The following is a 22,822-nucleotide window of genomic DNA, read 5'->3' on the forward strand; positions in this document are numbered from 1 at the left end:
ATCCCTTCACGATTCGGGCCTGCATGTTGAACACGTGCGGGTGAGGAATGTTCCATTACGGCGGGGCTGCATGTGCCTGAAAGTCGCCCGTTTCGCGTCCCGATCGGACGCAGCCTTGACAATTGGGTTGGCCGATCGGCGCAGCGGCTCTTTCATGGACGGGCGGGCAGAGATGCGCGTGACGAAGTCGCCCTCTGCGCCCTGTTCGTCCTCTGCCAGCGCGTGACGTCGCATGACGTTCATGCTCAGTTCGACCTTAGCGTGTCGCTGGGAACAGTTCTTGTTCCGCTCCATCAAGGCGGAGATCACGATTGGCGATCCTTCCACCTTATAGTCGCCAGCAAGCATGCCTTCAAATTGAAACCGGTAGGGGTCGTAAGGCTGGGCGGGTGAGGGCCGACGAGATGGCGCTATGTGGAGCCGGACAGTCGCGGTAATGTGCGCCGCATTCGGACTGGAATGGTTAAATGGAGCGGCTGGACGATCTGGAAGCATTTCTCGCAATAGTCGAGAAAGGGACACAGGCCGCCGCAGCGCGGCACCTTCGCCGTTCACTGCAGTCCGTGAACCGCTCTCTGGCGGCGATCGAAAACGCCATGAGCGTTCAACTCATTCGCCGATCGACGCGCCGTTCAGAGCCAACGGAGGCAGGGCTGGAGTTCTACAATCACGTTAAGCCGGCCTTCTCAAAAATTATGCAGGCCCGTCTGCAGGCGGCGAGCCAGCAGGAGCATATCTCCGGCGCGCTGACAATTGGCGCCCCCCATCTCTTCGCAACGGATTACATCGCCCCGGCAGTATGTGAGTTTATCGATCTATACCCTAGGCTTGACATCGAGTTGCAGGCCAGCGATGAGCAGGTCGATCTGCTTGATCGCAACCTCGACCTGGCCGTCCGGATCGGTCATTCCGTGGACGAGAGCCTGATCGCGCGACGGGTGAATTCAATGCGGGTCGTGACGTTCGGGGCGCTCTCCTATTTCGCAAAACATGGCAAGCCCATGCATCCACGCGATCTCGTCAATCACGAATGCGTCCTGCGTGCTGCCGCGACGATCGTCGACACGTGGTCTTTCCGGATCGATGGCGACGACCACCCGATAAAGGTGCAAGGCAGGTTCCGGACCAATAGCGCCACCGCAATGCGCGCCGCGGTCGCCAACGGCCTGGGCATCGGCCAGTTGCCCTACTGGCAAGTCCGTAGCCTGATCGAGCAAGGCAGCGCCGAGATCGTCCTCGGCTCGTTCGAAGCAGACCGTATCCCCATCCAGCTGGCGTGGTCGCCGGCGCGACCACCATTGGAGCGGACGCGCAGGTTTGTAGAATTCCTCGCGGCCCGCTTGAAGGCCGAACCATTCTAGTTCGGCCAAGGCGGTATCCAGGACGCAATTCTCCCGGTTCCCGGCATAGTGCCTCTCGCACGCGCCTGGTTGTTTCGTCGGCAGGCACGCCCACCTTGGCACTGATCCTCCCTGCATCGGCTGGAACCAAGGAGAGCGCAATGTTTCGTGCACATCGCACCTCGATCGGACGGGCGCGGCCCGCAAATCGCCCCTCAAACAGCCAGGTCGACCGTCTTCGCCACCGCGTCCGGCCGATCCACCGCCTGACAGAAGATGCGCTGCGGCGGGCAGGCATCGCACGGGGAATGCGTGTCTTGGATCTTGGCTGCGGCGTGGGCGACGTTTCGCTCATCGCGGGCAAAGTCGTGGGACCCTCCGGCGCGGTGCTCGGCATCGACAACGCGCTGGACAGGATCGACCGGGCCGAGAGGCGTGCGACGGAGCGGGGGCTTTGCTACTGGGTTCGGTTCCTCGCCGCCGAGCCCGACACGTTCATGCCAGCCCGGCGATTCGATGCAGTCGTGATACGGCCGCCCCTCTTGCGCCGGCCTGATCCTCTGGCGTTTCTCGGACGCTCCGGCCGCGGCGTGCTCTTGCTGGACCTCGATACGGTCGACAGCGGAGAAGGGGTGTGGCTGCATGCGGTTCGTTCCCACGTCGGCTGGATGCAAGCTAGTCTTGCGGAGCCAAGGCCAGAGCCTTGGCCGTTGCATCCCCCCACAATGGGGATCGCGCAATGACCCACACAAGACGCAGCATGCTTCAAGCCGGCCTCGCCTGTGCGACGACGTTTACCATTCCCACCAGGACCATCGCTCAGCAACACAGCACCATCATCGACGCCCCGGGTATGGGCGGCGTGTTCGATCGCACCCCTGCTGCGCTTGCTGCCGCGGCCGACGATTTCGGGCATCTTGTCCATGGAACGCCGGCCGTGGTGTTCAGGCCGGGTACGACAACCGACATCTCCGCGCTCGTCCGATTGGCGGGTGAGCGCGGGGAGAAGGTAACGGCGCGGGGCCAGGGCCATTCGATCTACGGCCGCGCCACCTCAATCGGGCAGACAGTCGTCGTCTTGAGCACGCTGGACAAGATCGATGCCGTGCAATCGGACCGCGTGACCGTCGAGGCCGGCACGACCTGGAGGAGCGTGCTCAAGTCGACGCTCCTGCATCGGCTCACACCCCCAGTGCTCCCCAATTATCTCGACCTGTCGGTCGGCGGCACGCTGACCTTGGGTGGCATCGGCGGCACGACCTCTCGCTACGGGATGATGACGGACAACGTGCTGGAACTGACCGTGGTCACCGGCGACGGCCGCGAAATGACTTGCTCGCGAACTCAAAACCCCGATCTGTTCGACGCCGTTCGTGCGGGGCTCGCCCAGTGCGGCATTATCACCCGGGCAACGCTTGCATTGATCAGCGCGCCTGACCATGCCCGTCGATATCTGCTGCAGTATCGCAACCTCCAAAGCCTGACCAAGGATCAGTTGCGTTTGCTGGCCGATCGCCGCTTTGACCACCTGCAAGGCTCCGTCGCGCCCGATCCCGCTGGCGGCTGGAGGCACATGCTTGAAGGGGTCGTGTTCTTTGACGCTGACAACGAGCCAGACGACACCAGATTGTTGGTCGGCCTGTCAGACGACCGCGAAGCAGCAATGATCACTGACTCGACCTATTTCGAATATCTGAGCGCTTTCGACAACCTCGAGCAGAAGCTGCGCGCCAGCGGTCAATGGTCCAAACCGCATCCCTGGCTCCTGACTTTCCTGCCCGGTTCGAAAGCCGAGGAAATCGTGGCCGATGTGCTGAGCGGTTTGACCGCCGACGACCTTGGCCCCATCGGACAGGTCTCGTATTATCCGTTTCGAACGGAGGCAGTACGCACGCCGCTGTTGCGAATGCCGAAGGAGCCGATCGCCTTCACATCCAACGTCATTCGCATGCCGAACACAGACGGCGCAGCCGCGGCGGAACGGCTGGTGGCGCACAACCGCTTTCTCTACGAGAAGATCAACCAACAGGGCGGCGTCCTGTACCCCGTGAGCGCCTTTCCGATGTCGAGTCTCGATTGGAGGCAGCATTTTGGGGTCAGATGGAAGCTGTTGAAAAACGCGAAGCATCGTTTCGATCCTGGGGGTACGCTGGCACCCGGCTATGAGCTATTCTGATCCATAGCGCCGCTCGATCTTGTTGGCCGGTTGCATCCGAAACAGTCGCGGGCGGCGGTTGGAAGCCGTGACGAGCACGCATGACAGAAGAGCCCAGGCACTACATACGCCTTGCCGGTCGACAGGAACTGGATGCCGTCGCCGGACTCGTGCGCGAGGCATTTGCCCCGTTCGAGGAGGTTCTCCCGCGTCATATCTTCGAGCCCTATCTGAAGGAGTCCAGCGACTTCTCGCAGCGTTTGGCCGACGCCGATGTCGCTGTTCTCCTGCGAGGTGACCGGCTCGTCGGCACGGTCTCCTACTATGCTGACGCAGCGCGTGAAGACATGGGGTGGGCAAGCGGCCTTGCGGGACTGCGAACCCTTGCCGTTGCGCCCTCCGCCCAGGGCCATGGAGCCGGCCGCGCACTGTGTGAGTGGTGTATTGCGCGGGCCCGTCACCAGGGAGCACCCGCGCTCGTGCTGCACACCGCCGGCTTCATGAAGTCGGCCTGCCGGCTCTATGAACGTCTGGGATTTGAGCGACGTCCCGACCATGACCTTCTGGCCTCGACAGTCCTGGGCTTCGAGCCCGCCCGCGATGACCAACGCATCCTCGCGTATCTGCTGCCTCTCCAGGCTGTTCCGTCAATCGTTGATCGTCCTTGAGGCGCCAGGATCATTCCGGCTTCCGGAATACTGTCTCGCATCCTCTGTCGGTTGTTTTCGCGTTCTCTGCGCCCACCTCATGAATGAACTGGCCAGGATAGTGCAACGGCCAACGACCATTCATCGGCGAAAGGAAAATGATATGGGCGCACCCTCACCGGAACTCTGCAACCTTTGGCTGGCACGAGCCTTCAACGCGCAGGACGTCGAAGCGGCGGCGGCAATGTATCACCCCGAAGCATCCGTCGTTCAGATCGACGACGTGCATGGCGGCGGACAAGTCGCGCAGGGCGCTGAGGGCATCCGCGAGACGATGGCAGCCTATATCGGCATGAAGCCACACATGGACGTCATCACCCATCACACGACCGTTGCCGGCGATTTTGCAATGACACGTTCGCAATGGAGTATCCGGGGCACGGACCAGGAAGGCAAGCCGACCGAGCTCCATCATCACGGCATGGAAGTGCACCGCAGGCTGCCCGATGGAACATGGGTGTTCTTCATCGATCACCCTGCGGGCGCAGATCCGGCGTGGGCCATCGAAGCTGCGAATTAACCGTCAATACTGAGGAATACACCATGTCCAACCATCAGCGCGCTGCTGCGCGCACGACAACGCTTGCCCGCGAGCATCCCAATTGGATTCCGTTCGGGCCGGACCTGAACGTTGCCGCCCGGCCGCACACCGCCGCACCTGAGCTTCCTTCCGCTGTTCCGCTGATGGCGCTGTCGACCGGCTTCTGGGCTTTCAAGACCTTGGCGGCCGCGCACGACCTCGACCTGTTCAACCGTCTCGCCGGTGGGGCAAGCACGACGGCCGCCGAACTGGTCGAGACGCTCGGCCTGCAGCCGCGTCCCGCCGAAATGCTGTTGACGGGCTGCGCCGCCCTAGGGCTCCTGGAAAAGGTGGACGGGCGCTATCGCAATACCGCGCTCAGCGAAGCCTATCTCGTCCGCGGAAATCCGTACTATTTCGGCGGCTGGGTGGAGATGGCCGACAAGCGGCTCTATGCCGGATGGGGCAAACTTAACGAAGCGCTACGCACGAACCGTCCGACCACATGGGATCCGGATACGCAAGCCTCGATCTTCGACGGCGCCGACCCCAAGATGCTGGCGTATTTCTGGGAAGCGATGCATTCGCTGTCCACCATGAGCGCCCGCAAGCTGGGCGAGGCCGTGGACTTTAGCCGTTTCCGCCGGCTGCTCGACATTGGCGGCGGATCGGGCGCCTACGACATCGAGCTCTGCAAGCAGTATGGGGAGCTCCGCGCGACCGTGTTCGAGCTGCCGCATGTGGCCGAGATCGCGGCGGGCAAGATCGCCGAGGCCGGCCTGGCCGACCGAGTGGACGCCGTCGGCGGCAGCTTCTTCGACGGCGTGCCTGATGGCTACGACGTGCATCTCCTGTCGATGGTCCTGCACGACTGGGACGAGGCGAAGAACCGTGCCTTGCTCAGCCGGTCATTCGAGGCTTTGCCGAGCGGCGGCGCAGTTGTCATCGCCGAGCTTCTCGTCAATGACGAAAAGACCGGACCGGTGCCGGCTGCGCTGATGAGCCTCAACATGCTGATCGAGACGGAAGGAGGTCGAAACTATACGCCGGCCGAATATGTGGCCTGGCTGGAGGAAGCCGGCTTTCACGAGATCGAGACGGTTTGGTTCGACGCGCCGGGCGTCAACGGAGCCGTAATCGGCCGCAAGCCCTAGAGCCAGGAGACGGAGGAAATCGTGAGCATTGACAACTTCGGATCTGCCGTGGCGCGCGTGGCGTCGCAGGTGACCAGGCGGGTGTTGCCCGCAGCATTCACGGCGCTGGCAGCGGCGATCGGATCGCCGCCTGCCGGCGCCGCTGACAGCAAGCTGGTCGAACGGGGGAGATATCTGGTGGCCATCGGGAGTTGCACCGATTGCCACACGCCGGGACATTTCCTTGGCAAGCCGGACACGACGCGTCACCTCGGCGGCTCCGAGGTCGGCTTCGAGATCCCGGGGCTCGGGGTTTTCTACGGCCCCAACCTCACGCCCGATGATGCGACGGGTCTCGGGCGCTGGAGCGAGCGTGATATCGTCACGGCGATCCGGACAGGCGAGCGCCCCGACGGACGCACGCTCGCTCCGATCATGCCATGGGCCGCACTCGCGGAACTCACCGATGCTGATGCCCAGGCGATCGCAGCCTATCTCAAGAGCCTGCCGCCGGTAAGCAACAAGGTGCCCGGACCGTTCGGACCGGGCGAGGCGCCGACTTCGTTCGTGATGAAGTTCGTGCCGCCGGCGAAGCAATGAGGTCGGCTCCTCGCATCAGTTCGGGAAAGGAGCCCCACCCTCCCCGAGCACGGCATTGTCGCCGCCGAACCGTCGCAGCGCCTGTCTGAACGTCCGCTTCTTCACTCCATCACGCGGAAGCGGACAGGCAGAAAAACCACCCCAGCGCAGTCACACAGAACTGGTGGCTTCCGAGACCTCATTCCGGCCAAGCTGAGGGCCATCGCCAGCCGGGTTGAATCTGCGCGGAGCTTTCGCTTTTATGTCGCCATGGTTCGACCCTTGCTGAGTTCCGCATTCCGTCGGATACGGGTGCGGATAGCCGCTGCGATCGGCGTCATCGCCGCCATTGCCGCGACATGGTGGATGAAGGTTGAGGAAGCGCGCGCTCCGGATGCGCCGACGCAGATTGCCTTTGATCAACCCGTCAAGGTGGGGCGCGCGGTGTTCACGCCGAGAAGGCTGGCCATCGAAAACGCCGCGCCTTTTCCGACGGCCGGCGACGCGGGCGGGCGGAAACTCGTTCTCGCGGGCCGGCTGGAGAATGCGACCGGCGCAAGCCAGATCGCGGTATTCGGCTTTCCGGAAACGCTGCCCGCCCTTTCCTCGGGCGGGGCAAGATTTCCCGAGCCTGAGGTCTATCTCGACCGCGACAAGGCGCGTCTGAGACAACTCCAGCCGCGCATAGCCGAGGATATCTCGATCGTCTGGAACATCCCCGAAGGCTGGCGCGAGCAGGACGTGACCATCGAATTCTCCGCGGAGCAATTCAAGCTCAAGGATAATCTCTATGCAAAGGCGAGTTGGCTTCTGCCCTATCCGACTGGTGTGCTGATCGCGCGGCCGGAGTGCGGCGCATGACGCATCTCGCCAATCTGCTGGCCGTTCTGCTCGGAGTCGGCTTCGGGGTGATGATGAACACGCTGCCGGACTACAACAGCAGCTTCCAGCCCTTCGGCGTCGGTGCCGACGAGAACGGCGTCGGACGGGGACGGCTGTTCACGGCGAAACTGGCCGGCCTCAGCTCGGCCGGCGAGATTTCCTATCCGGCCTTTGGCGCGGACATCGTTCGCGACACATCCGCGACGTTCCTTGTCGCCGAGATTTCCATCGCGGCCCGCAAGGAATCGCGGCAGGTCGAAGCGATCTGGCTCGGCGCGACGGGACGGCAATACAGCCAGACGGTCCGCATCGAGAACGCGCCGCGCGACCTGCCTACCGCCTGGTTCCAGCCGGGACTGGAAGACAGGGTGCGTGCGGTGTTCGAGCTGCCCGAAGACGAGATCGCCGGCGGGGCGCTGGTGCTGATGGCGCAGGGCGATCCGATCCTGGACAGCGCCGTGCGCCTTCCCGCGCCGGCTGCCCCGCCGGAAAAGCAGGACATGCTGAGGCTCGAGCCATGAAGCATGTCGTCTGGCTCGGCATCGTGCTCGCCCTGTTCGTCGCCACACTGGTCCTGACGGGCTGGTCCGACTTCAGGGACCTACGAGGTGGAGGAGGACAAGGTCGATGCCCGCTTCAGGAACGGTGTGCTGAGCATGATCCTGCCCAAGACAGCAAAAGCGCAGTCGCAGGCGAAGCGTATCGAAATCAGGCGCTGAGCTAAGACGACCTGGGACGGGCAGCATGGCCTCCTGGGTCGTCCGCCCTCTTATAGAAGCACAACCTTCGGCTGTCCGGCACCAGTGTGGCGAGAGGCGCGGCTCGCTTTATTTACAGCGCGGAGCGGGACAAATCGGCGGTGATCCTTCTGGGAAAGCTTAAGCATGTTAAGCTTAAATGCTACATTATTGCTGCATCGACGTAGAAAAAGACTATAGAATTCAATAGCTAGGCATGGCGCACGCCGCTTCTCTCCGGCGCGCCACTCTTCAAGCGAACGCTTGAAATCGCTTAAGTCATTGATTTTGTAGCGCGTGCTGCCGCCCCGGCTTGAACGTCAGCATCAACGATCGCGGGCCGGATGCAAGGCCGGCTATAGCCGCCTGACCCGCGGCCGCGTTGCCGGAATGGCCGGGCTACTCCTTGACGGCTCCGGTCATCGACGAGACGTAGTAATCGACGAAGAAGGAATAGAGGATCACGACCGGCAGCGAGCCGATCAGCGCGCCGGCCATCAGCGCGCCCCATTCGTAGACGTCGGAGCGCACGAGTTCGGTAAGCACGCCGACAGGCACGGTCTTGTTCTCGGACGACTGGATGAAGGTCAGCGCGTAGATGAACTCGTTCCACGACAGCGTGAAGGCGAAGATGCCCGCCGAGATCAGTCCGGGCACCGACAGCGGCAGGATAATCTTGGTCAGGATCTGCCAGCGGCTGGCGCCGTCGATCAGCGCGCACTCCTCAAGCTCGAACGGGATCGAGCGGAAATAGCCCATCAGCAGCCAAGTGCAGAAGGGCACGAGGAAAGTCGGGTAGGTGAGGATAAGCGCGAAGGGCGTGTCGTAAAGGCCGAGATTGAACACCATCACCGACAGCGGGATGAAGAGGATCGAAGGCGGCACCAGATAGGCGAGGAAGATGGCGAGGCCGACCTGCCGCGAGCCGGAGAAGCGCAGGCGCTCGATCGCATAGGCGGCGAAGACCGCCGCCAGCAGCGACAGGAAGGTCGCGGCGACGGAGATCAGCACCGTGTTGAGCAGCCAGCCCGGATAGGACGTATCGAACAGCAGGTAGCGTATGTGCTCGAGCGTCGGGTTGATCACCCAGAACGGGCTGTAGTCGTTGAAGTTCGTCATCTGCTCGTTCGGCTTCACCGCCGTGATCGCCATCCAGTAGAACGGAAACAGCAGCACGAAGACGAAGATCGCCAGCGGCAGATAGAGGGTGACGACGCGGCGCGGCAGGCTTTCCAGATAGCCCATGCCGCCTTCGTCGCCGGTGACGCCGGTGCGCGTGTCGCTGGTCGCCATCTCAGTCGCCTCCGCCCTGCTGCCATTTGCGGCGTTGCAAGCCGAAATAGCTGAAAAGGATCGCGGCCAGCAGGAACGGGATCATGGCGACCGCGATCGCCGCGCCCTCGCCGAGCAGGCCGCCGGAAATGCCGCGCTGGAAGGAGAGCGTCGCCATCAGATGCGTGGCATTTACCGGACCGCCGCGCGTCAGCACGTAGATCAGCTGGAAATCGGTGAAGGTGAACAGCACCGAGAAGGTCATGGTGATGGCGATGATGGGCGTCAGCAGCGGCAGCGTGACGTAGCGGAACAGCTTCCAGCGCGAGGCACCGTCCAGCGTCGCCGCCTCGTAGAGCGACTGCGGTATGGTCTGAAGACCGGCCAGCAGCGTGATGGCGACGAACGGGATGCCGCGCCAGACATTGGCGGCGATGACGGAGGCGCGGGCATTGTTCGGATCGCCGAGGAAATTGATGCGGCTGTCGATGATGCCCATTTCGATCAGCGCCCAAGAGATGATCGAGAACTGGGAATCGTAGATCCACCAGAAGGCGATGGCGGAAAGGACGGTGGGGACGACCCACGGCAGCAGCACGATGGCGCGGAAGAACGATTTGAAAGGCAGGTTCTCGTTGAGCAGCAGCGCAAGCCAAAGGCCGAGGACGAATTTCAGCACCGACGCCACTGTCGTGTAGAGGACGGTGTTGAAGACGGAGAGCCAGAAGACCGAGTCTTCCCAGAGATACTCGTAGTTCTCCAGCCCGATGAAGATGCCGGGCCGGCCGACGCGCGTGTCGGTGAAGCCCAGCCAGACGCCGAGTCCGAGCGGATAGGTGAGGAAGACGAGCAGCAGGACAGCCGCCGGCAGCATGAACCAGAAGGCCAGCCAGCCGCGGCTCTCCGCCAGCGCCTTGAAGCGAGAGGGTGTTGGCGTGATCGTCTCTGTAGCCATCTCCGGCCCGCTTTATCGTTGCAACCGCGCCGATCTGTAAGAGCGGCGTCGACACCGACCCCCGTCCCTCGGGACGGGGATTTCGGCAGGGCGAATGGCAACACTCTCGTCTTCGAGGCGGTTGCCCTGCGCCAGGCTCCGGGCCTGTGCGGAGCCGTTCTCACCGCAAAGCGGTGAAAAGACTCTCGCTAGACCCGATAATAGCGGTTCGCGCGTTTCTCGGCCTCTTCCATGGCTTCCTGCGGCGTCGCCTGACCGGTGACCGCGCGGGCATACATGTCCACCAGCACATAGTCCGCCATGGTGGCGGCCGAAGCGTAGCCCAGCGGGCCGGCGTAGCCGTTCGGGCGCAGCGTCTCGGACGCCCTGGAATAGGCGGCGGCGTTGGGGTCCGACGTCCACACCGGATTGTCGGCATAGGCCTTGAGCGACTGGCAGCAATAGCCGAGCGACTTCTCGATCCAGTCGGCCATCTGCTCCTTTTCGAACATGAACTGCAGGTAGGCCTTGGCCGCATTCGGATAGGGCGTGTAGTTGAAGATCACGGCCGTGGTGGTCTGGTGCAGCTCCACCGATTGCCCGACCGGGCCGATCGGCAGGTTCACGCAACGGATGTCCTTGGCGATCTCGGCGAGCTTCGGATCGTTGTCCTTGTTGATCTGCGCCGTCCGGTAGGCCGAGATGCCGTTGGCGATGACGGACAGCTCGCCGGCCAGGAAGGCGCGGTTGTTGTTGACGTCGAGCCAGCTTTCCGTGCCCGGGATGAAGGTCTTGTAGAGCTCCATCGCATATTCGATGGATTTCAGCGTCTCGGGGCTGTTGATGACGACCTTGCCGCTCTCGTCGACCATCTTGCCGCCATGGCTCCACAGCAGCCAGTGGGCATAGTTGTTGCCGTCGCCGACGCCGTGGCCGTGGGTGAAGCCAGCCGGATGGCCCTTGGCCTGCAACGCCTTGCAGAGTTCGAGGAAGCCGGCCGTATCCTTCGGGAACTCGTTGAAGCCGGCTTCCTTCACCCAGCTTTCGCGATAGACGATGGCGTTGCCGATGGCCGCCAGCGGCAGGCCGATGAACTTGCCGTCCTTGGTGGCGTAGCCCTTTCCACCCTCGTACCAGCCACCATACTTGTTGCCGAGATAGTCGGCGAGTTCGGTGACGTCCATCAGCTTCTCGGGGTACTGGTGGGCATCGTCGAACCATACCCACATGATGTCCGGGCCCGAGCCGACATTGGCCGCGACCGCCGCTTTCGGACGAATGTCCTCCCAGCTCTCCTTGTCGATGCGGACCTGCACGCCGGTGGCGTCCGTGAACTTCTTGGTGTTGGCGATCCAGGAATCCTCGTCTCCCTGCACGAAGGGCGACCAGCGCAGGACGCGCAGGCTGGCACCCTGCTCGGGCGTGTAGGTCGGCGCGCTTTGCGCATAGGCGGGCGTGCCGAGCAGGCGGCTGCCGACGGCGCCGGCGGCGACCCCGGCAGTCGTGCGGATCACATCGCGTCTCGTGAATTTCATCAGTCGTTTCCTCCAGCTTGATCGATAGGCATTTGTCGAAGCGACGCACTCAAAGGCGCGTGCCGCTATCCCCCTTGAAGAGATGGATGAGATGCGGTTCGGCGCTGAGGCGGATCGTATCGCCCGGCGCGAAGTCATGACGGTCGCGGAAGTTGGCGACGATCTCGGCGCCGCCTGCCGTCCGGCCGATCACCTGCACTTCCGAGCCGGTGGGCTCGACCACGGCCACGGTCACGGGAAAGCCGTTGTCGGAAAGCCTGAGGTGCTCCGGCCGGATTCCCAGAACGACCTCGGCGCCCGGTTGCCCGTTGACGGTTGCAGCGAGCGGCATGGAAACGTCGCCTTCGGCCTCGAAGCCGCCGGCGCCGAGACGCCCCTTGAGCAGGTTCATCGCCGGCGAGCCGATGAAGCTCGCGACGAAGAGATTGTTCGGCCTGTCGTAAAGCTCCAGCGGCTTGCCGATCTGCTCGACGATACCGTCATGCATGACGACGATCTTGTCGGCCATCGTCATCGCCTCGATCTGATCGTGCGTGACGTAGACCGTGGTCGTCTTCAGCCGCTGGTGCAGTTCCTTGATCTCGGCGCGCATCTGGACGCGCAGCTTGGCGTCGAGATTGGACAGCGGCTCGTCGAACAGGAACACCTGCGGATTGCGCACGATGGCGCGGCCCATGGCGACGCGCTGACGCTGGCCGCCCGAAAGCTGGCGCGGATAGCGGTCGAGCAGCGGGGTAAGGCTCAGGATTTCCGCCGCGCGGGCGACACGCGCGTCGCTGTCGGCTTTCGGCGCGTTCTTCAGCATCAGCGAGAACGCCATGTTCTGCCTTACCGTCATGTGCGGGTAGAGCGCGTAGTTCTGGAACACCATGGCGATGTCGCGCTCCTTGGGCGCGACATTGTTGACGACCTTGCCGCCGATGACGATCTCTCCGCGCGAGATGCTCTCGAGACCGGCGATCATGCGCAGAAGCGTCGATTTTCCGCAGCCGGACGGGCCGACCAGCGTGACGAACTCGCCGTCGCTGATATCGACGCTGACCCCGTGCAGGATCTGCGTTGCGCCGAACGACTTGTAGACCTCGCGAATGGCGACTGACGCCATGATTCCTCCCGACTGCTTCGCGGCACGCTTTTTTTGGCGGCCTGACGCGCGGTTTCGGTCTCCTCCCGACATCGCGCCTTCAAGCGGTAGCGCTACCAAGGCCACCTGTAAAGCAACCGGCGACGTCCGGCATGTTGCAAATTAGTCGTATGCAATCGTCGTGGCCAACCCGAAAGCGGGCGGAACCGTGCGTCGGCGCTGCTGGCGTTTGCGGTAACAAAATTGCTATTCAGGGCCATGGGCGGAGGTTTGCGGAGCGGCCGGGTCATTCTTCCCGGGCGGCTGAGCGGGGAACCCGGGAGCAGGATGTCCATGGCAAGGCACAGAATCTACACGATCAGCTTCGCGAGCGTTTATCCTCATTACATTGCGAAAGCCGAGAAAAAGAGACGCACGAAAGCCGAGGTCGATCAGATCATCCTTTGGTTGACGGGCTATGACCAGACGGCGCTGCAAACCCGGCTCGACCAAAAAACCGACCTGGAAACATTCTTCGCAGAGGCTCCTGAACCCAATCCTTCGCGAACCATGATCAAGGGCGTTGTTTGCGGCATTCGGGTGGAGGACATCGAGGAGCCGACCATGCGGGAAATTCGCTATCTGGATAAGCTCATCGACGAGTTGGCGCGGGGAAAAGCGATGGACAAGATCCTGCGGAAGAGCTGATTCCGCACGGTCGCCACGCGGCGTTCGCTCTGCCTCACCCCGCTCGAAGGCGCTGTCGCAGAATCAGGACCGGCTCGCCTGCTGTTTGCCGGCGGCCTCGTCGTAGGCTTCGGCGAAATAGGTGAGGAACACGTCGAGCAGACCGTTCTCGCCTGCGTTCCGTTCCGTCCATTTCGCCGCGAAAAGGTCCCAGGCGCGGCTCTTCTTCGAGGCGAAGGCGCCGCCGGCGGCTTTCTGCTCGAACGTTTCCGGGGCGAATTCGTCCATCAGCCTCGACAGGGCCTTCTGCATGGCGGCGTAGGTCGCCAGTTCATGTCGTTTCAGATCGCCGAAACCGTCTTCGACGCTGCGCGCCGCGTGAAGATATCCGGGGCGGTTGTGCGCGAACATGACCTCTATGGCCTCCGCCGTGCCCGGAACGAATTTCAGCGGATTGTTGTCGGAGGCGCTGATCATGGTGCGGCTGGCGCTCTTGGTCATGGCTTTCGCGGCCGCGCGCGCTTTCAGCAATTGCCGCAGATTGTCGACCGTCAGGCGGATCGCCTCGCCGATCTCTTGTGCGAGCTGGTCGGGATCGCGGCTGCGCAGGGCGTCCGGCGAAATGCCGGCTCCGGCTGCGAAGGCGTCGAGAAACCGAACCGCTTCCGTGCCCGATCTCGATGCCGTTGCAGGCCTGCCGGGGGGTGACGCGCCTGCCTGCGCCGGAGAGACAGGCTGTATGCGCACGCCCGGCAGCGGGCGCTCGACGGGCCCGGGCATCGGCCGCATGGCCGCCGGATTGACCGGTGGCGGCGTTTCGTCCGGCGAGGCGAATGGAGGCGGCGATGCCTCGGCCGCGGGATCGACGAACGGATCCGCCCGCGCCGGCTTCGATGCGGGCGGCGGGGGCGTGCCGGGCGTCTCCCATGGCGATGCGCCGCGCGACGGTTCGGGCGGAGGCGGCTGGATGTCGGGAAATTCCAGGAACTGGTTGGAGAAATCCGCCTCCCGGCGGCCTGCTGCCGGGGGCAGGAATTCGCGGCGATCGACCGGCGAGGGCGCCGGCGCGTCGAGGCTCCATATGTCGCCGCCGGCAGGCGGCGGCGCAGGCGAGGCGGCCGGCCTCTCCGCCTCCGCCGTACGCTGCTCGTGTTCGATCGCCACATTGATGATGTAGTGGCCGATCGCCAGGCGCTCGCCGTTTTCCAGCCTGTACGGGCTCTTCACCCGCTGCGAGGAGCCGTTGACGAAAACGCCGTTGGTCGAAATGTCGTAGAGCCAGTAGCCATCGTTCTCGTAGCGGATTTCGCAATGGCGGCCGGAAATGTAGCGGCCCGGATCGGGCAGCGTCCAGTCGAGATGCTGTTCGCGTCCGATCTCGAAGCTGCGGTTGCGCGTCTGGTAGCGCGTCGGGCCGCCGTCCGGCAGCGAATCGATGTTATCGATGGTGAGCGTAATCGTCATGCTGGAGAGATGTCCGACCGGATTGGATCATTTGTTTGGCATCGGGCGCGATAGACCGGTGAACCGCGCATCCGCGAGATGCGTATCGGAGGGCTCGGGGCAGGCCGGCCGCAGCTGTCTTCGCATGCCGGCGTGACTCTCTCAGTCGGTGATGAGCATCCGCATCTGTTCTCGGCGTCCCGGTCTGCGTCACGACGTTTCGGCAAGGCTGATGCCCATCTCGACGAAACCTGAAAGCACCGCGCTGCGGTCGGCCATCGGCACGCGCGCAAGCATGAAAAGGATGCCTGCATTCACCGCCTTCGGCGTGAAGAAGGGTTGCGAAGGCACCGGCTCCGCGTCGCGCGGCGCGATGCTGCCGCCGCTCCATCCGGCGGCGAGCGCCAGCCAGACGCCCGGCGTCTTTTCCCGTGCGGCCATCCCCTCCGTCAGCGCCGCGTAGCGCCGTTCCTCCTCGGGCTCGCTGACCCAGTCGCGGGCAAGTTCCAGCATGCGCCGATCCTGCTCGTCCAGCAGGTCCGGCAACTGGCTGAGGCATTCGTGGCCCCACCAGACGGCGACGCGGCGCGACAGCAGATAAGCGCAGAAGGTGACGGCGTCCTCCGGCACCTTGCCGGCGAGCTGGGCCCTGCAGAAGGCGATGGACGGCTCGTCGGTCGGCCGGGCCTTCATGTCCTGCAACGCTGTCGGGAAAGCCTCGAAGAGTTCTCTGGCGGTGTTGAACCGGAGTCTGGGAGCCATCGCGCGAATGCCCTAGGGTCAGGACCTACCAATATGGTCGAAATGGTGTGAGGTCATTTGCTGGATACGAGGAGCGAAGGCGAAGGCAATGTTGACCATTGTCGAGCCTTCGCGACGAGGTAGCCGGCCAAATGGACCACATCCGGAGGACGCCGAAACGGCTTCGACCTGCCGCGTCGAACTCCTCGGCCGATGGAACCCCATCGACCCTCGGACTTCTCCTTGCATCTCTTTGCCGTTTCAGGCGCCATTTCGATCATATTGGTAGGTCCTAACCCTGAGATTGAGACATGGTCAGACGGGTGTGATGATCGGTATGCCGGTGATCTTGATGATCGGGCTCTTCAGTTCGTTGACGACGCCGGCGATGCTGGAGGTCGCCACGCCCGACATGGCCTGTATGGCGACGCCGGCCTGGACGTTCAGCGCGACGCCTGTCTGTACGTTCATGGCGACGCCCGAGTTCACGTTCAGCGCGGCCTGCGCGGTGATGTTGATCACCGGCGAGGAAATGCTGATCGAGGCCGGCGTCATGACGATGCTGCTCGCGCCGCAGGTGAGAGAGATCTGCACGTTGGCCGACATGGCAAGCTGCACGCCGACGTCGAGCGTGTCGTTGACCTGGACGTTGGTGGTGCGGTTGAGGCCGACCTTTCGCGTCTCCTCCTGCTCGACCACGGTGTCGAGATCCTTCTGGGCGTGGACCTGGACGAGTTCGTCGCCCACGCTGTCGTCCATCATGATCTCGTTGTAGCCGGCCGGCGCATTCGGCGTGGATTGGGATTTCCACCCCGACTTGTTCCTCTCCCCGGGGAGATCGTAGGGCGGCATGTTCTCCTTGTTGTAGACGGTGCCGATGACGATGGGCTGGTCGGGGTCGCCCTCGAGATGGTCGACGATCACCTCCATGCCGACGCGCGGCGTGAAGATGCCGCCCCATTTCTGCCCGGCCCAGACCTGGCCGACCCGAACGCGCATCGACTGGTCGTCGGCGCGGTCCCAGTGGAAGCGCACGAGGATGCGGCCATACTCGTCGCAGTCGATCTCCCCGTCGCCGACCACGGTCGCGGTCTGCGGGCCATGGACGCGCGGCATCGGCGTGACGGGCGGGGGGGCGTAGGGCCGCTTCGACGACATCAGCTCATGGCTGACCGTATAGCCGTCGCCCAGATCGCTGGCGGTGCTGCCGTAGTGATGGGATTCGAAGGAGTGGATGGCGCGCAGGATGAGATATTGCTGGTTGTGTTCCGCGCCGGGATGATCGGTGAGCGTCACCAGCTGGCCGGGCTCGCAGGTCATGCAGGTGCCGGTCGAGAACACGTGCCTGTCAATGGCCTGCTCGCGTTCCAGCCTCCAGTTGACCAGCTTGTCGCCGTCCTTCTGCTTCGTGTACTTCCCCGGATAGTCGAAGAGTTCCAGCTCGCCGGCGGCATGCTTGTTGGACTTCGTCTTTTCGCTGCGCAGGGAGGCGGTCGGCTTCTTGAAGTCGTATTCCTCCAGCGTCGCCTTGCCCGCGGTGAAGCGCCGCCCGGGCCGCCAGACGTTGAAATGCTCGGCGTCGCGCCAGTGCCGCTGCTCGGTCGGCACGAAACGTCGGCGCGAGCGGGGCACATCCTTGTACGCCGCCATGCTGTCGCCCATGACGAGCGTATGCCTGCCCTTCTCGTGGACGAAGTGGTAGCTGATTCCGGCCTCTTCCATCAGCCGGCAGACGAAATCCATGTCGCTCTCGCGATACTGGACGCAGTATTCCTTGACCGGATAGTCGTCCTCCAGTTTCTGCTGCGCATGGGCGAAATCGGCGTTTTCCCTGAAGATCATGTCGATGATCTCCGGCGCGGTCTTCTCATGGAAGATCAGGCAGTTCGTGCGCTTGGAAAGCAGCCATAGCCACGGCCGCAGGACCAGCCTGTAGATGAAATCCCGGTCCTCGATGCCGACGAGCTCCACCTCGGTCAGTATGCCGTCGAAATAGCGCTTGTCGTCCTTTGACGACTTCAGGACGACGGTGCAGTTGCGGCCGATGATCTTGTCGAAGTCGGGCTCCTTGCCATGGCTTATGGCGTCGACGCGATATTCGAAGAGCTCGCTGATCCCCTCGACAGCCTCGAAGCGCCGGACGACGAGCTCGTCCTCGCCCAGCGGCGTATGGAACTCGCAAAGGCCGCGGTCCTGCTTGTACGGGCTGGCCATTGGAACCCCCTGTCAGGTTGGCTCGACAAAGTCGATAGGCGCGACATGCGATTCATAGAATGTTGCGGGCGCGGTGTCATTTCGTTTGCGCGGCAACTATAATATGCGCTCCCGCCCGATGCTCGCCTCACTCTTGTTGACACATTCAGGCAACAAGACTTATTCTCACCAAGCCTGTCTCTGCAAGGTTAGACTTGTCACCATGGAGGCATGTCATGCGCGTGCTAACCGTTTTTCTGCTGCTCACCGGCGCGTTGGGCGTTACGCCCGGCTTTGCCCAGCAGGCGCAGTCGTCTGAAGATATCATCAAGTTCTTCGGTCAGGCGGCCGATCTTGGTGCATCCCGCGGCATCTGCGTCGGCACGGAAGAAGAATGCAAGTCCAAGAACGCCGCTGCGACGAGCGCGGCGCAGGCGGGACTCGATATGTTGATCAACTTCGATCTGGACTCCGCCGAGCTGACACCCGATGCGCGCGCCAAGCTGGCGGAATTCGCCAAGGCGCTGCAGGACAATCGTCTGAAATCGCATTCCTTCCTCGTGGAAGGCTATACGGACGCGTCGGGCGCGGCGAGCTACAATGAAGGACTTTCCCAGCGACGGGCTCAATCGGTGAGTGCGTTTCTGCTGGCGAACGGCATCGAGGCCAACAGGCTGACGGCGATCGGGAAGGGCGAAAGCGATCCGCGTGTCGCCAATCCCTACGACCCCGTCAACCGGAGGGTGGAGATGCGGCTGCAATTGCAGTAGCGGCGCAACCGTCGCTCCGTGCGAGGCGTCCAGAAGTTCGGACGCCTTTTTTCTTAGGGATCGGACCGATGCGGTTTGACAAGATTGCGACGCCGATTTCCGCGGAGGAGCCCTGCGGTCCCGACCTCGATGAGGAAGGCGACGACGCCTATCTCAATTACGTGCTCTCGGCGGCGGGCCGCATTCCCGAGAGCTTCTACCAGCGCGATCCCAACGCGCCGCTGAACAATGCGCGATACGTGCCGTTCGACCGGACGAAGATCGATTTGAAAACCGAGACGAAGGCGATTGCGGCCTTGCTGGGGAGGACGCTCGACCTGCGCCTTCTCACGCTGGACGCACGCTTCCATTGCCTGGCCGGCCAGATCGTCGGCTTCTGCGAGGATTTGCAGGCCATGGCCCTGCTGGTGGACCGGCATTGGGACGGCGTCCATCCGCGCGGCGTGGACGGCGATTTCACCATGCGCCAGAACACGTTGTCGGGGCTCGACGATCAATCTTCCGTGTTGCTGCCGCTCGGCTACGCGCCGCTGGTCGTCAGCCGCAAATCGGGCGGCGTCAGCCTGCGCGACCATCTCATCGCCAATGGCACGCTGACAGCCCGTCCCGATGACCGCAAGATCGACGCGTCCGACATTCTTGACGCGTTCCAGAGCCCCGATGCGCGTCCCGCCGTCGAGGAATTGCATGGCGCCGTGACCGGCGCGCTCGACGCGCTGGACACGATGTACGCGAAATTCGTGACCGAGGCGGGCAACGAGTTCAGCCCCAGCTACACCAACCTCGCCGCGACGCTCGGTCAAATCCGGGAACTGATCGAAACCGCGAACCCCGACATGGTGGCCGCTGCGCCCGGCGAAGAGGCGGAACCCGTCCCGGTTGCCGAGGACGCCGGAGAAGCGTCTCACCAGCAGGCCATCTCCGTGCCGGCATCTGCGCTGGCGTTGCCCGACCACGCTGCGGCGAGCGCGGCGCTGCTGGCGGTCGAGCAGTATTTCGCCCATGCCGAACCGTCATCGCCCGCGCTGATCCTGATCCATCAGGCGCGCATGCTGGTCGGCAAACCGCTCGTCGAGGCGCTGGAGATCCTGATGCCGGACGCGGCGGCGAAGGCCGTGATCACTTTTACCGGCGGTCCGGCCTTCAGGCTCGACATGGGCAAGATGAAGGCGCTGACCGGCCGGGCGATCAATGGCGGCGCCGTATCCGACGGCGAGGGGCAGACCCAGTCATTCTCCGTGGCGTCCCGGCATGAGGCGGAGGCGCTGATCGCAAGCGTCGACATGTTCTTCAAGGCCAGGGAGCCCTCAAGTCCAATTCCCATGCTTATCGGCAGGGCACGGACTTATCTCAATAGAGATTTCGCGACGATACTGGCGGATCTAATAAAACCGGAGGCGCAGGCGCCACCTGCGTCCGCCGCGCCGAAAACGAATTGACAAAGTGCGAGCCGAAGTATTGCATTGGTAATGAAGAGGAGCGCCTCATATGTCTTCCGACAGCGGACAGAAATTCATCAAGCGCAATCGTCCTCCCCGCGTACAGATCGCATACGAAGATCCTTACGACGCCAACAAGATGGTTGAGCTGCCTTTTGTGATGGGCATCATGGCCGATCTTTCCGGCAACAGTTCCAAGGTCGAGAAGCCGCCGGTCTCCCAGCGCAAGTTCTCCAATGTCGATATGGACAATTTCGAGGACTATCTCGAAAGCGTAGAGCCCGCGGTGACGTACCGCGTCGCCAACCGGCTGAGCGGTTCCGAGAAGGAGCAGATGGGCATCAATCTGACCTTCAAGAAGATGGAGGACTTTTCGCCGGCGGGCGTGGCGAAGCAGGTTCCGGCGCTGAAGGCCCTGCTCGACGCGCGCAACCAGCTCGCGAACCTGCAGCGCTACATGGACGGCAAGGCCGCGGCGGAGGACCAGCTCAAGAAGCTCCTGTCCAGCCCGGAAATGATGCAGGCCCTCAACGAACGGCGCGCGCAGAGTGCGTCGGCGGGGAACGGCGGAGACGACGACGCCGCCGAGACGTGAGCCGGCATGGCATGACGATCGCATAGACAGACTGCAACAGCTTCAAGGGTGATGGCAGTGGCGACTGAAGTCCAACGCGAGAGCGCATCGACTGCTACGACGGTTGTGGATGCGGATGAGTTCACGGGTCTGCTGAAACAGAGCTTCAGGCCCCGAAGCGAGCGGGCGGCGACGGAGGTCGAGAACGCCGTCAGCACCTTGATCCAGCAGGCGCTGGCAGATTCCAGCCTCATCAAGGAGGACGTTCTCGACACGATCGACGAGATGATCGCCCGGCTCGACGAGAAGCTTACGGCGCAGGTCAACGAGATCATCCACGCCGAGGAGTTCCAGAAGATAGAGAGCGCCTGGCGAGGCCTTCATTATCTCGTCTACAATTCCGAGACGGACGCGACGCTCAAGCTGCGCGTCATGAACATCTCCAAGACCGAGTTGTACCGGGACCTCCGGCTGTATCCGGATGCGAAGTGGGATCAGAGCCCGCTGTTCAAATCGCTTTACGAATATGAATACGGACAGCTCGGCGGCGAGCCCTACGGCTGTATCGTCGGCGACTACCACTTCGATCATTCCGCCGTCGACATCAGCCTTCTGCGTTCGCTCGGCAAGATCGCGGCGGCCGCGCATGCGCCGTTCATCGCGGGCGCCGCGCCGACGTTGCTCGGCATGGATTCCTGGACCGAACTCACCAATCCGCGCGACCTCAGCAAGATTTTCGAGACGCCGGACTATGCGGCATGGAAGTCGCTGCGGGACTCGGAGAACTCCCGTTACGTCGCGCTGTGCATGCCTCGCGTGCTGTCGCGCCTGCCCTACGGCGCCAAGTCCGAGCCGGTGGAGGAGTTCGCCTTCGAGGAGGACACGGACGGCCACAAGGGCGAGAAATACGGCTGGATGAACGCGGCCTATGCGATGGCGGCCAACATCAATCGCGCCTACAAGGAATATGGATGGACGGTCCGCATACGCGGCGTCCAGTCGGGCGGCGAGGTCATCAACCTGCCGGTGCACACCTTCCCGACGGACGACGGTGGCGTCGACCTCAAATGTCCTACCGAGATTGCGATCAGCGACCGGCGCGAAGCCGAGCTGTCGAAATCCGGCCTGCTGCCGCTGATCCATCGCAAGAACACGGACAAGGCCGCCTTCATCGGCGCGCAGTCAGTCTATCGGCCGAAGAAGTACGACAAGGAGGAGGCGACCGCGTCCGACAATCTGTCGTCGCGCATCCCCTATATGTTCGCTGTGTCGCGTTTCGCGCATTATCTGAAATGCATGGTCCGCGACCAGATCGGCGAAACCAAGGAGCGGGATCAGCTGGAGCGCTGGCTGCAGAACTGGATCGTCAAATATGTCGACGCCGATCCAAAGAATTCGTCGAGCATCGTCAAGGCGAAGAAGCCGCTGGCGGGAGCCAAGGTCGAAGTCTTCGAGGATGAAGAGAATCCTGGATATTATGGTGCAAAATTTTACCTCCGTCCGCATTTCCAGCTGGAGGGCATGGATATCGGTTTGAGTCTCGTTTCAAAACTGCCGGGTAAGGCGAAGTAATCTTCAACAACGAGGTGCGGGGCTAGCTCTTCGAGAACGTCGCGCCGTCAGATGAGGAGAGTGACATGCCGGAACTTATTCGTTTCGATGGTATCGAAGGCGAGGGTAAGATTACAGGATTCGAGGGCTGGATCGATATCAGCAGCTGGTCCTTCGGGGTGAGCCATCCGACCTCCGGCGTGCCGGGAGGTGGCTATTCGGCGGACAAGGCGCATTTCCAGGATATCAACATCACGAAGTTCGCCGACAAGGCCAGCGCCACCCTGTTGAAGAACATGACGTTCGGCACGCACTTCCCGACCGTCGAGATCGTTTCCCTGAAGACGACGGGCGAGACGATCGAGAAATATCTCCATTTCGAACTCGAGAAGGTGCTCGTCACCAGCGTGCAGCAGAGCGGCGGCGGCTCCGGTGTTCCAATGGAGTCGGTCTCGATGTCCTACAAGGTGGTGAAGTTCAAGCATCAGCCGCAATCCGAGACCGGCGTGCTGGACGCGGAGGCCGTCTACGGCATTGATCTCGAAACCTATACGGAGTCGGTGTAGC

At 62.9% G+C, this 22,822-nt stretch carries 22 protein-coding genes and 1 pseudogene; 16 read left to right on the forward strand and 7 right to left on the reverse strand.

Annotated features, from left to right (window positions below; translation table 11 throughout):
- Positions 1-467 precede the first annotated feature (467 nt).
- The 10 genes and pseudogenes from M9955_11755 (at position 468) to M9955_11800 (ending at position 8,035) form a co-directional block, all read left to right on the forward strand.
- The gene (locus M9955_11755) at positions 468-1,361 is read left to right on the forward strand and encodes a LysR family transcriptional regulator (GenBank protein MCO5082318.1); all 894 of its coding nucleotides are present in this window, start codon (positions 468-470) and stop codon (positions 1,359-1,361) included.
- A gap of 287 nt (positions 1,362-1,648) precedes the next feature.
- Positions 1,649-2,083 (forward strand): class I SAM-dependent methyltransferase, encoded by a 435-nt coding sequence (locus M9955_11760; protein ID MCO5082319.1) that lies wholly within the window; start codon positions 1,649-1,651, stop codon positions 2,081-2,083.
- Positions 2,080-3,516, forward strand: a complete 1,437-nt coding sequence (locus M9955_11765) for an FAD-binding protein (protein MCO5082320.1) — start codon at positions 2,080-2,082, stop codon at positions 3,514-3,516. The genes M9955_11760 and M9955_11765 overlap by 4 nt, the downstream gene beginning before the upstream one ends.
- Before the next feature lie 80 nt (positions 3,517-3,596).
- Positions 3,597-4,163, forward strand: coding sequence for a GNAT family N-acetyltransferase (locus M9955_11770; GenBank protein ID MCO5082321.1), 567 nt, complete (start codon positions 3,597-3,599; stop codon positions 4,161-4,163).
- 142 nt (positions 4,164-4,305) lie between these two features.
- Positions 4,306-4,722: a nuclear transport factor 2 family protein gene (locus M9955_11775; protein ID MCO5082322.1), complete on the forward strand. Its 417-nt coding sequence runs from the start codon at positions 4,306-4,308 to the stop codon at positions 4,720-4,722.
- A gap of 23 nt (positions 4,723-4,745) precedes the next feature.
- Positions 4,746-5,876, forward strand: a complete 1,131-nt coding sequence (locus tag M9955_11780) for an acetylserotonin O-methyltransferase (protein MCO5082323.1) — start codon at positions 4,746-4,748, stop codon at positions 5,874-5,876.
- Between the two features lie 21 nt (positions 5,877-5,897).
- Positions 5,898-6,455 (forward strand): c-type cytochrome, encoded by a 558-nt coding sequence (locus tag M9955_11785; protein MCO5082324.1) that lies wholly within the window; start codon positions 5,898-5,900, stop codon positions 6,453-6,455.
- 291 nt (positions 6,456-6,746) lie between these two features.
- Positions 6,747-7,295, forward strand: a complete 549-nt coding sequence (locus M9955_11790; protein MCO5082325.1) for a hypothetical protein — start codon at positions 6,747-6,749, stop codon at positions 7,293-7,295.
- Positions 7,292-7,837 (forward strand): hypothetical protein, encoded by a 546-nt coding sequence (locus M9955_11795; protein MCO5082326.1) that lies wholly within the window; start codon positions 7,292-7,294, stop codon positions 7,835-7,837. The genes M9955_11790 and M9955_11795 overlap by 4 nt, the downstream gene beginning before the upstream one ends.
- 78 nt (positions 7,838-7,915) lie before the next feature.
- Positions 7,916-8,035: pseudogene (locus M9955_11800) on the forward strand (Hsp20 family protein).
- Between the two features lie 417 nt (positions 8,036-8,452).
- Here the strand turns inward: M9955_11800 and M9955_11805 are convergent.
- The 4 genes from M9955_11805 to ugpC all read right to left on the reverse strand — a co-directional run bounded on the left by M9955_11805 (position 8,453) and on the right by ugpC (position 12,899).
- The gene (locus M9955_11805) at positions 8,453-9,298 is read right to left on the reverse strand and encodes a carbohydrate ABC transporter permease (GenBank protein ID MCO5082327.1); all 846 of its coding nucleotides are present in this window, start codon (positions 9,296-9,298) and stop codon (positions 8,453-8,455) included.
- Between the two features lie 49 nt (positions 9,299-9,347).
- Positions 9,348-10,280: a sugar ABC transporter permease gene (locus M9955_11810; protein MCO5082328.1), complete on the reverse strand. Its 933-nt coding sequence runs from the start codon at positions 10,278-10,280 to the stop codon at positions 9,348-9,350.
- Positions 10,281-10,468: 188 nt separating this feature from the next.
- Positions 10,469-11,794: an ABC transporter substrate-binding protein gene (locus M9955_11815; protein MCO5082329.1), complete on the reverse strand. Its 1,326-nt coding sequence runs from the start codon at positions 11,792-11,794 to the stop codon at positions 10,469-10,471.
- Between the two features lie 49 nt (positions 11,795-11,843).
- Positions 11,844-12,899 (reverse strand): sn-glycerol-3-phosphate ABC transporter ATP-binding protein UgpC, encoded by a 1,056-nt coding sequence (gene ugpC, locus M9955_11820; protein ID MCO5082330.1) that lies wholly within the window; start codon positions 12,897-12,899, stop codon positions 11,844-11,846.
- A 312-nt stretch (positions 12,900-13,211) separates the two neighbouring features.
- Here ugpC and M9955_11825 point away from each other — a divergent pair, with 312 nt between their 5' ends.
- Complete coding sequence (locus M9955_11825; GenBank protein ID MCO5082331.1) at positions 13,212-13,565, forward strand: DUF2200 domain-containing protein; 354 nt, start codon at positions 13,212-13,214, stop codon at positions 13,563-13,565.
- A gap of 63 nt (positions 13,566-13,628) precedes the next feature.
- Here the strand turns inward: M9955_11825 and tagH are convergent, their stop codons facing one another.
- The 3 genes from tagH to vgrG all read right to left on the reverse strand — a co-directional run bounded on the left by tagH (position 13,629) and on the right by vgrG (position 17,942).
- Positions 13,629-15,008, reverse strand: coding sequence for a type VI secretion system-associated FHA domain protein TagH (tagH, locus tag M9955_11830; protein ID MCO5082332.1), 1,380 nt, complete (start codon positions 15,006-15,008; stop codon positions 13,629-13,631).
- 189 nt (positions 15,009-15,197) lie between these two features.
- Complete coding sequence (locus tag M9955_11835; GenBank protein MCO5082333.1) at positions 15,198-15,749, reverse strand: hypothetical protein; 552 nt, start codon at positions 15,747-15,749, stop codon at positions 15,198-15,200.
- Positions 15,750-16,043: 294 nt separating this feature from the next.
- Positions 16,044-17,942, reverse strand: coding sequence for a type VI secretion system tip protein VgrG (gene vgrG, locus M9955_11840; GenBank protein MCO5082334.1), 1,899 nt, complete (start codon positions 17,940-17,942; stop codon positions 16,044-16,046).
- Positions 17,943-18,157: 215 nt separating this feature from the next.
- Here vgrG and M9955_11845 point away from each other — a divergent pair, with 215 nt between their 5' ends.
- From M9955_11845 to M9955_11865, 5 genes are all read left to right on the forward strand, one after another.
- Complete coding sequence (locus M9955_11845; GenBank protein MCO5082335.1) at positions 18,158-18,691, forward strand: OmpA family protein; 534 nt, start codon at positions 18,158-18,160, stop codon at positions 18,689-18,691.
- A 68-nt stretch (positions 18,692-18,759) separates the two neighbouring features.
- Positions 18,760-20,130, forward strand: coding sequence for a type VI secretion system ImpA family N-terminal domain-containing protein (locus M9955_11850; GenBank protein ID MCO5082336.1), 1,371 nt, complete (start codon positions 18,760-18,762; stop codon positions 20,128-20,130).
- A 49-nt stretch (positions 20,131-20,179) separates the two neighbouring features.
- A complete protein-coding gene (gene tssB / locus M9955_11855; GenBank protein MCO5082337.1) occupies positions 20,180-20,725 on the forward strand; it encodes a type VI secretion system contractile sheath small subunit in 546 nt (181 codons plus the stop codon).
- A gap of 51 nt (positions 20,726-20,776) precedes the next feature.
- Positions 20,777-22,276 carry a type VI secretion system contractile sheath large subunit gene (gene tssC, locus M9955_11860; GenBank protein MCO5082338.1) on the forward strand — a complete coding sequence of 500 codons (1,500 nt, stop codon included), beginning with the start codon at positions 20,777-20,779 and terminating at the stop codon, positions 22,274-22,276.
- A gap of 65 nt (positions 22,277-22,341) precedes the next feature.
- The gene (locus tag M9955_11865; protein MCO5082339.1) at positions 22,342-22,821 is read left to right on the forward strand and encodes a type VI secretion system tube protein Hcp; all 480 of its coding nucleotides are present in this window, start codon (positions 22,342-22,344) and stop codon (positions 22,819-22,821) included.
- Position 22,822: the final 1 nt, after the last annotated feature.

It is taken from the genome of Rhizobiaceae bacterium (genome assembly GCA_023953845.1).
GTDB lineage: Bacteria > Pseudomonadota > Alphaproteobacteria > Rhizobiales > Rhizobiaceae > Arvimicrobium.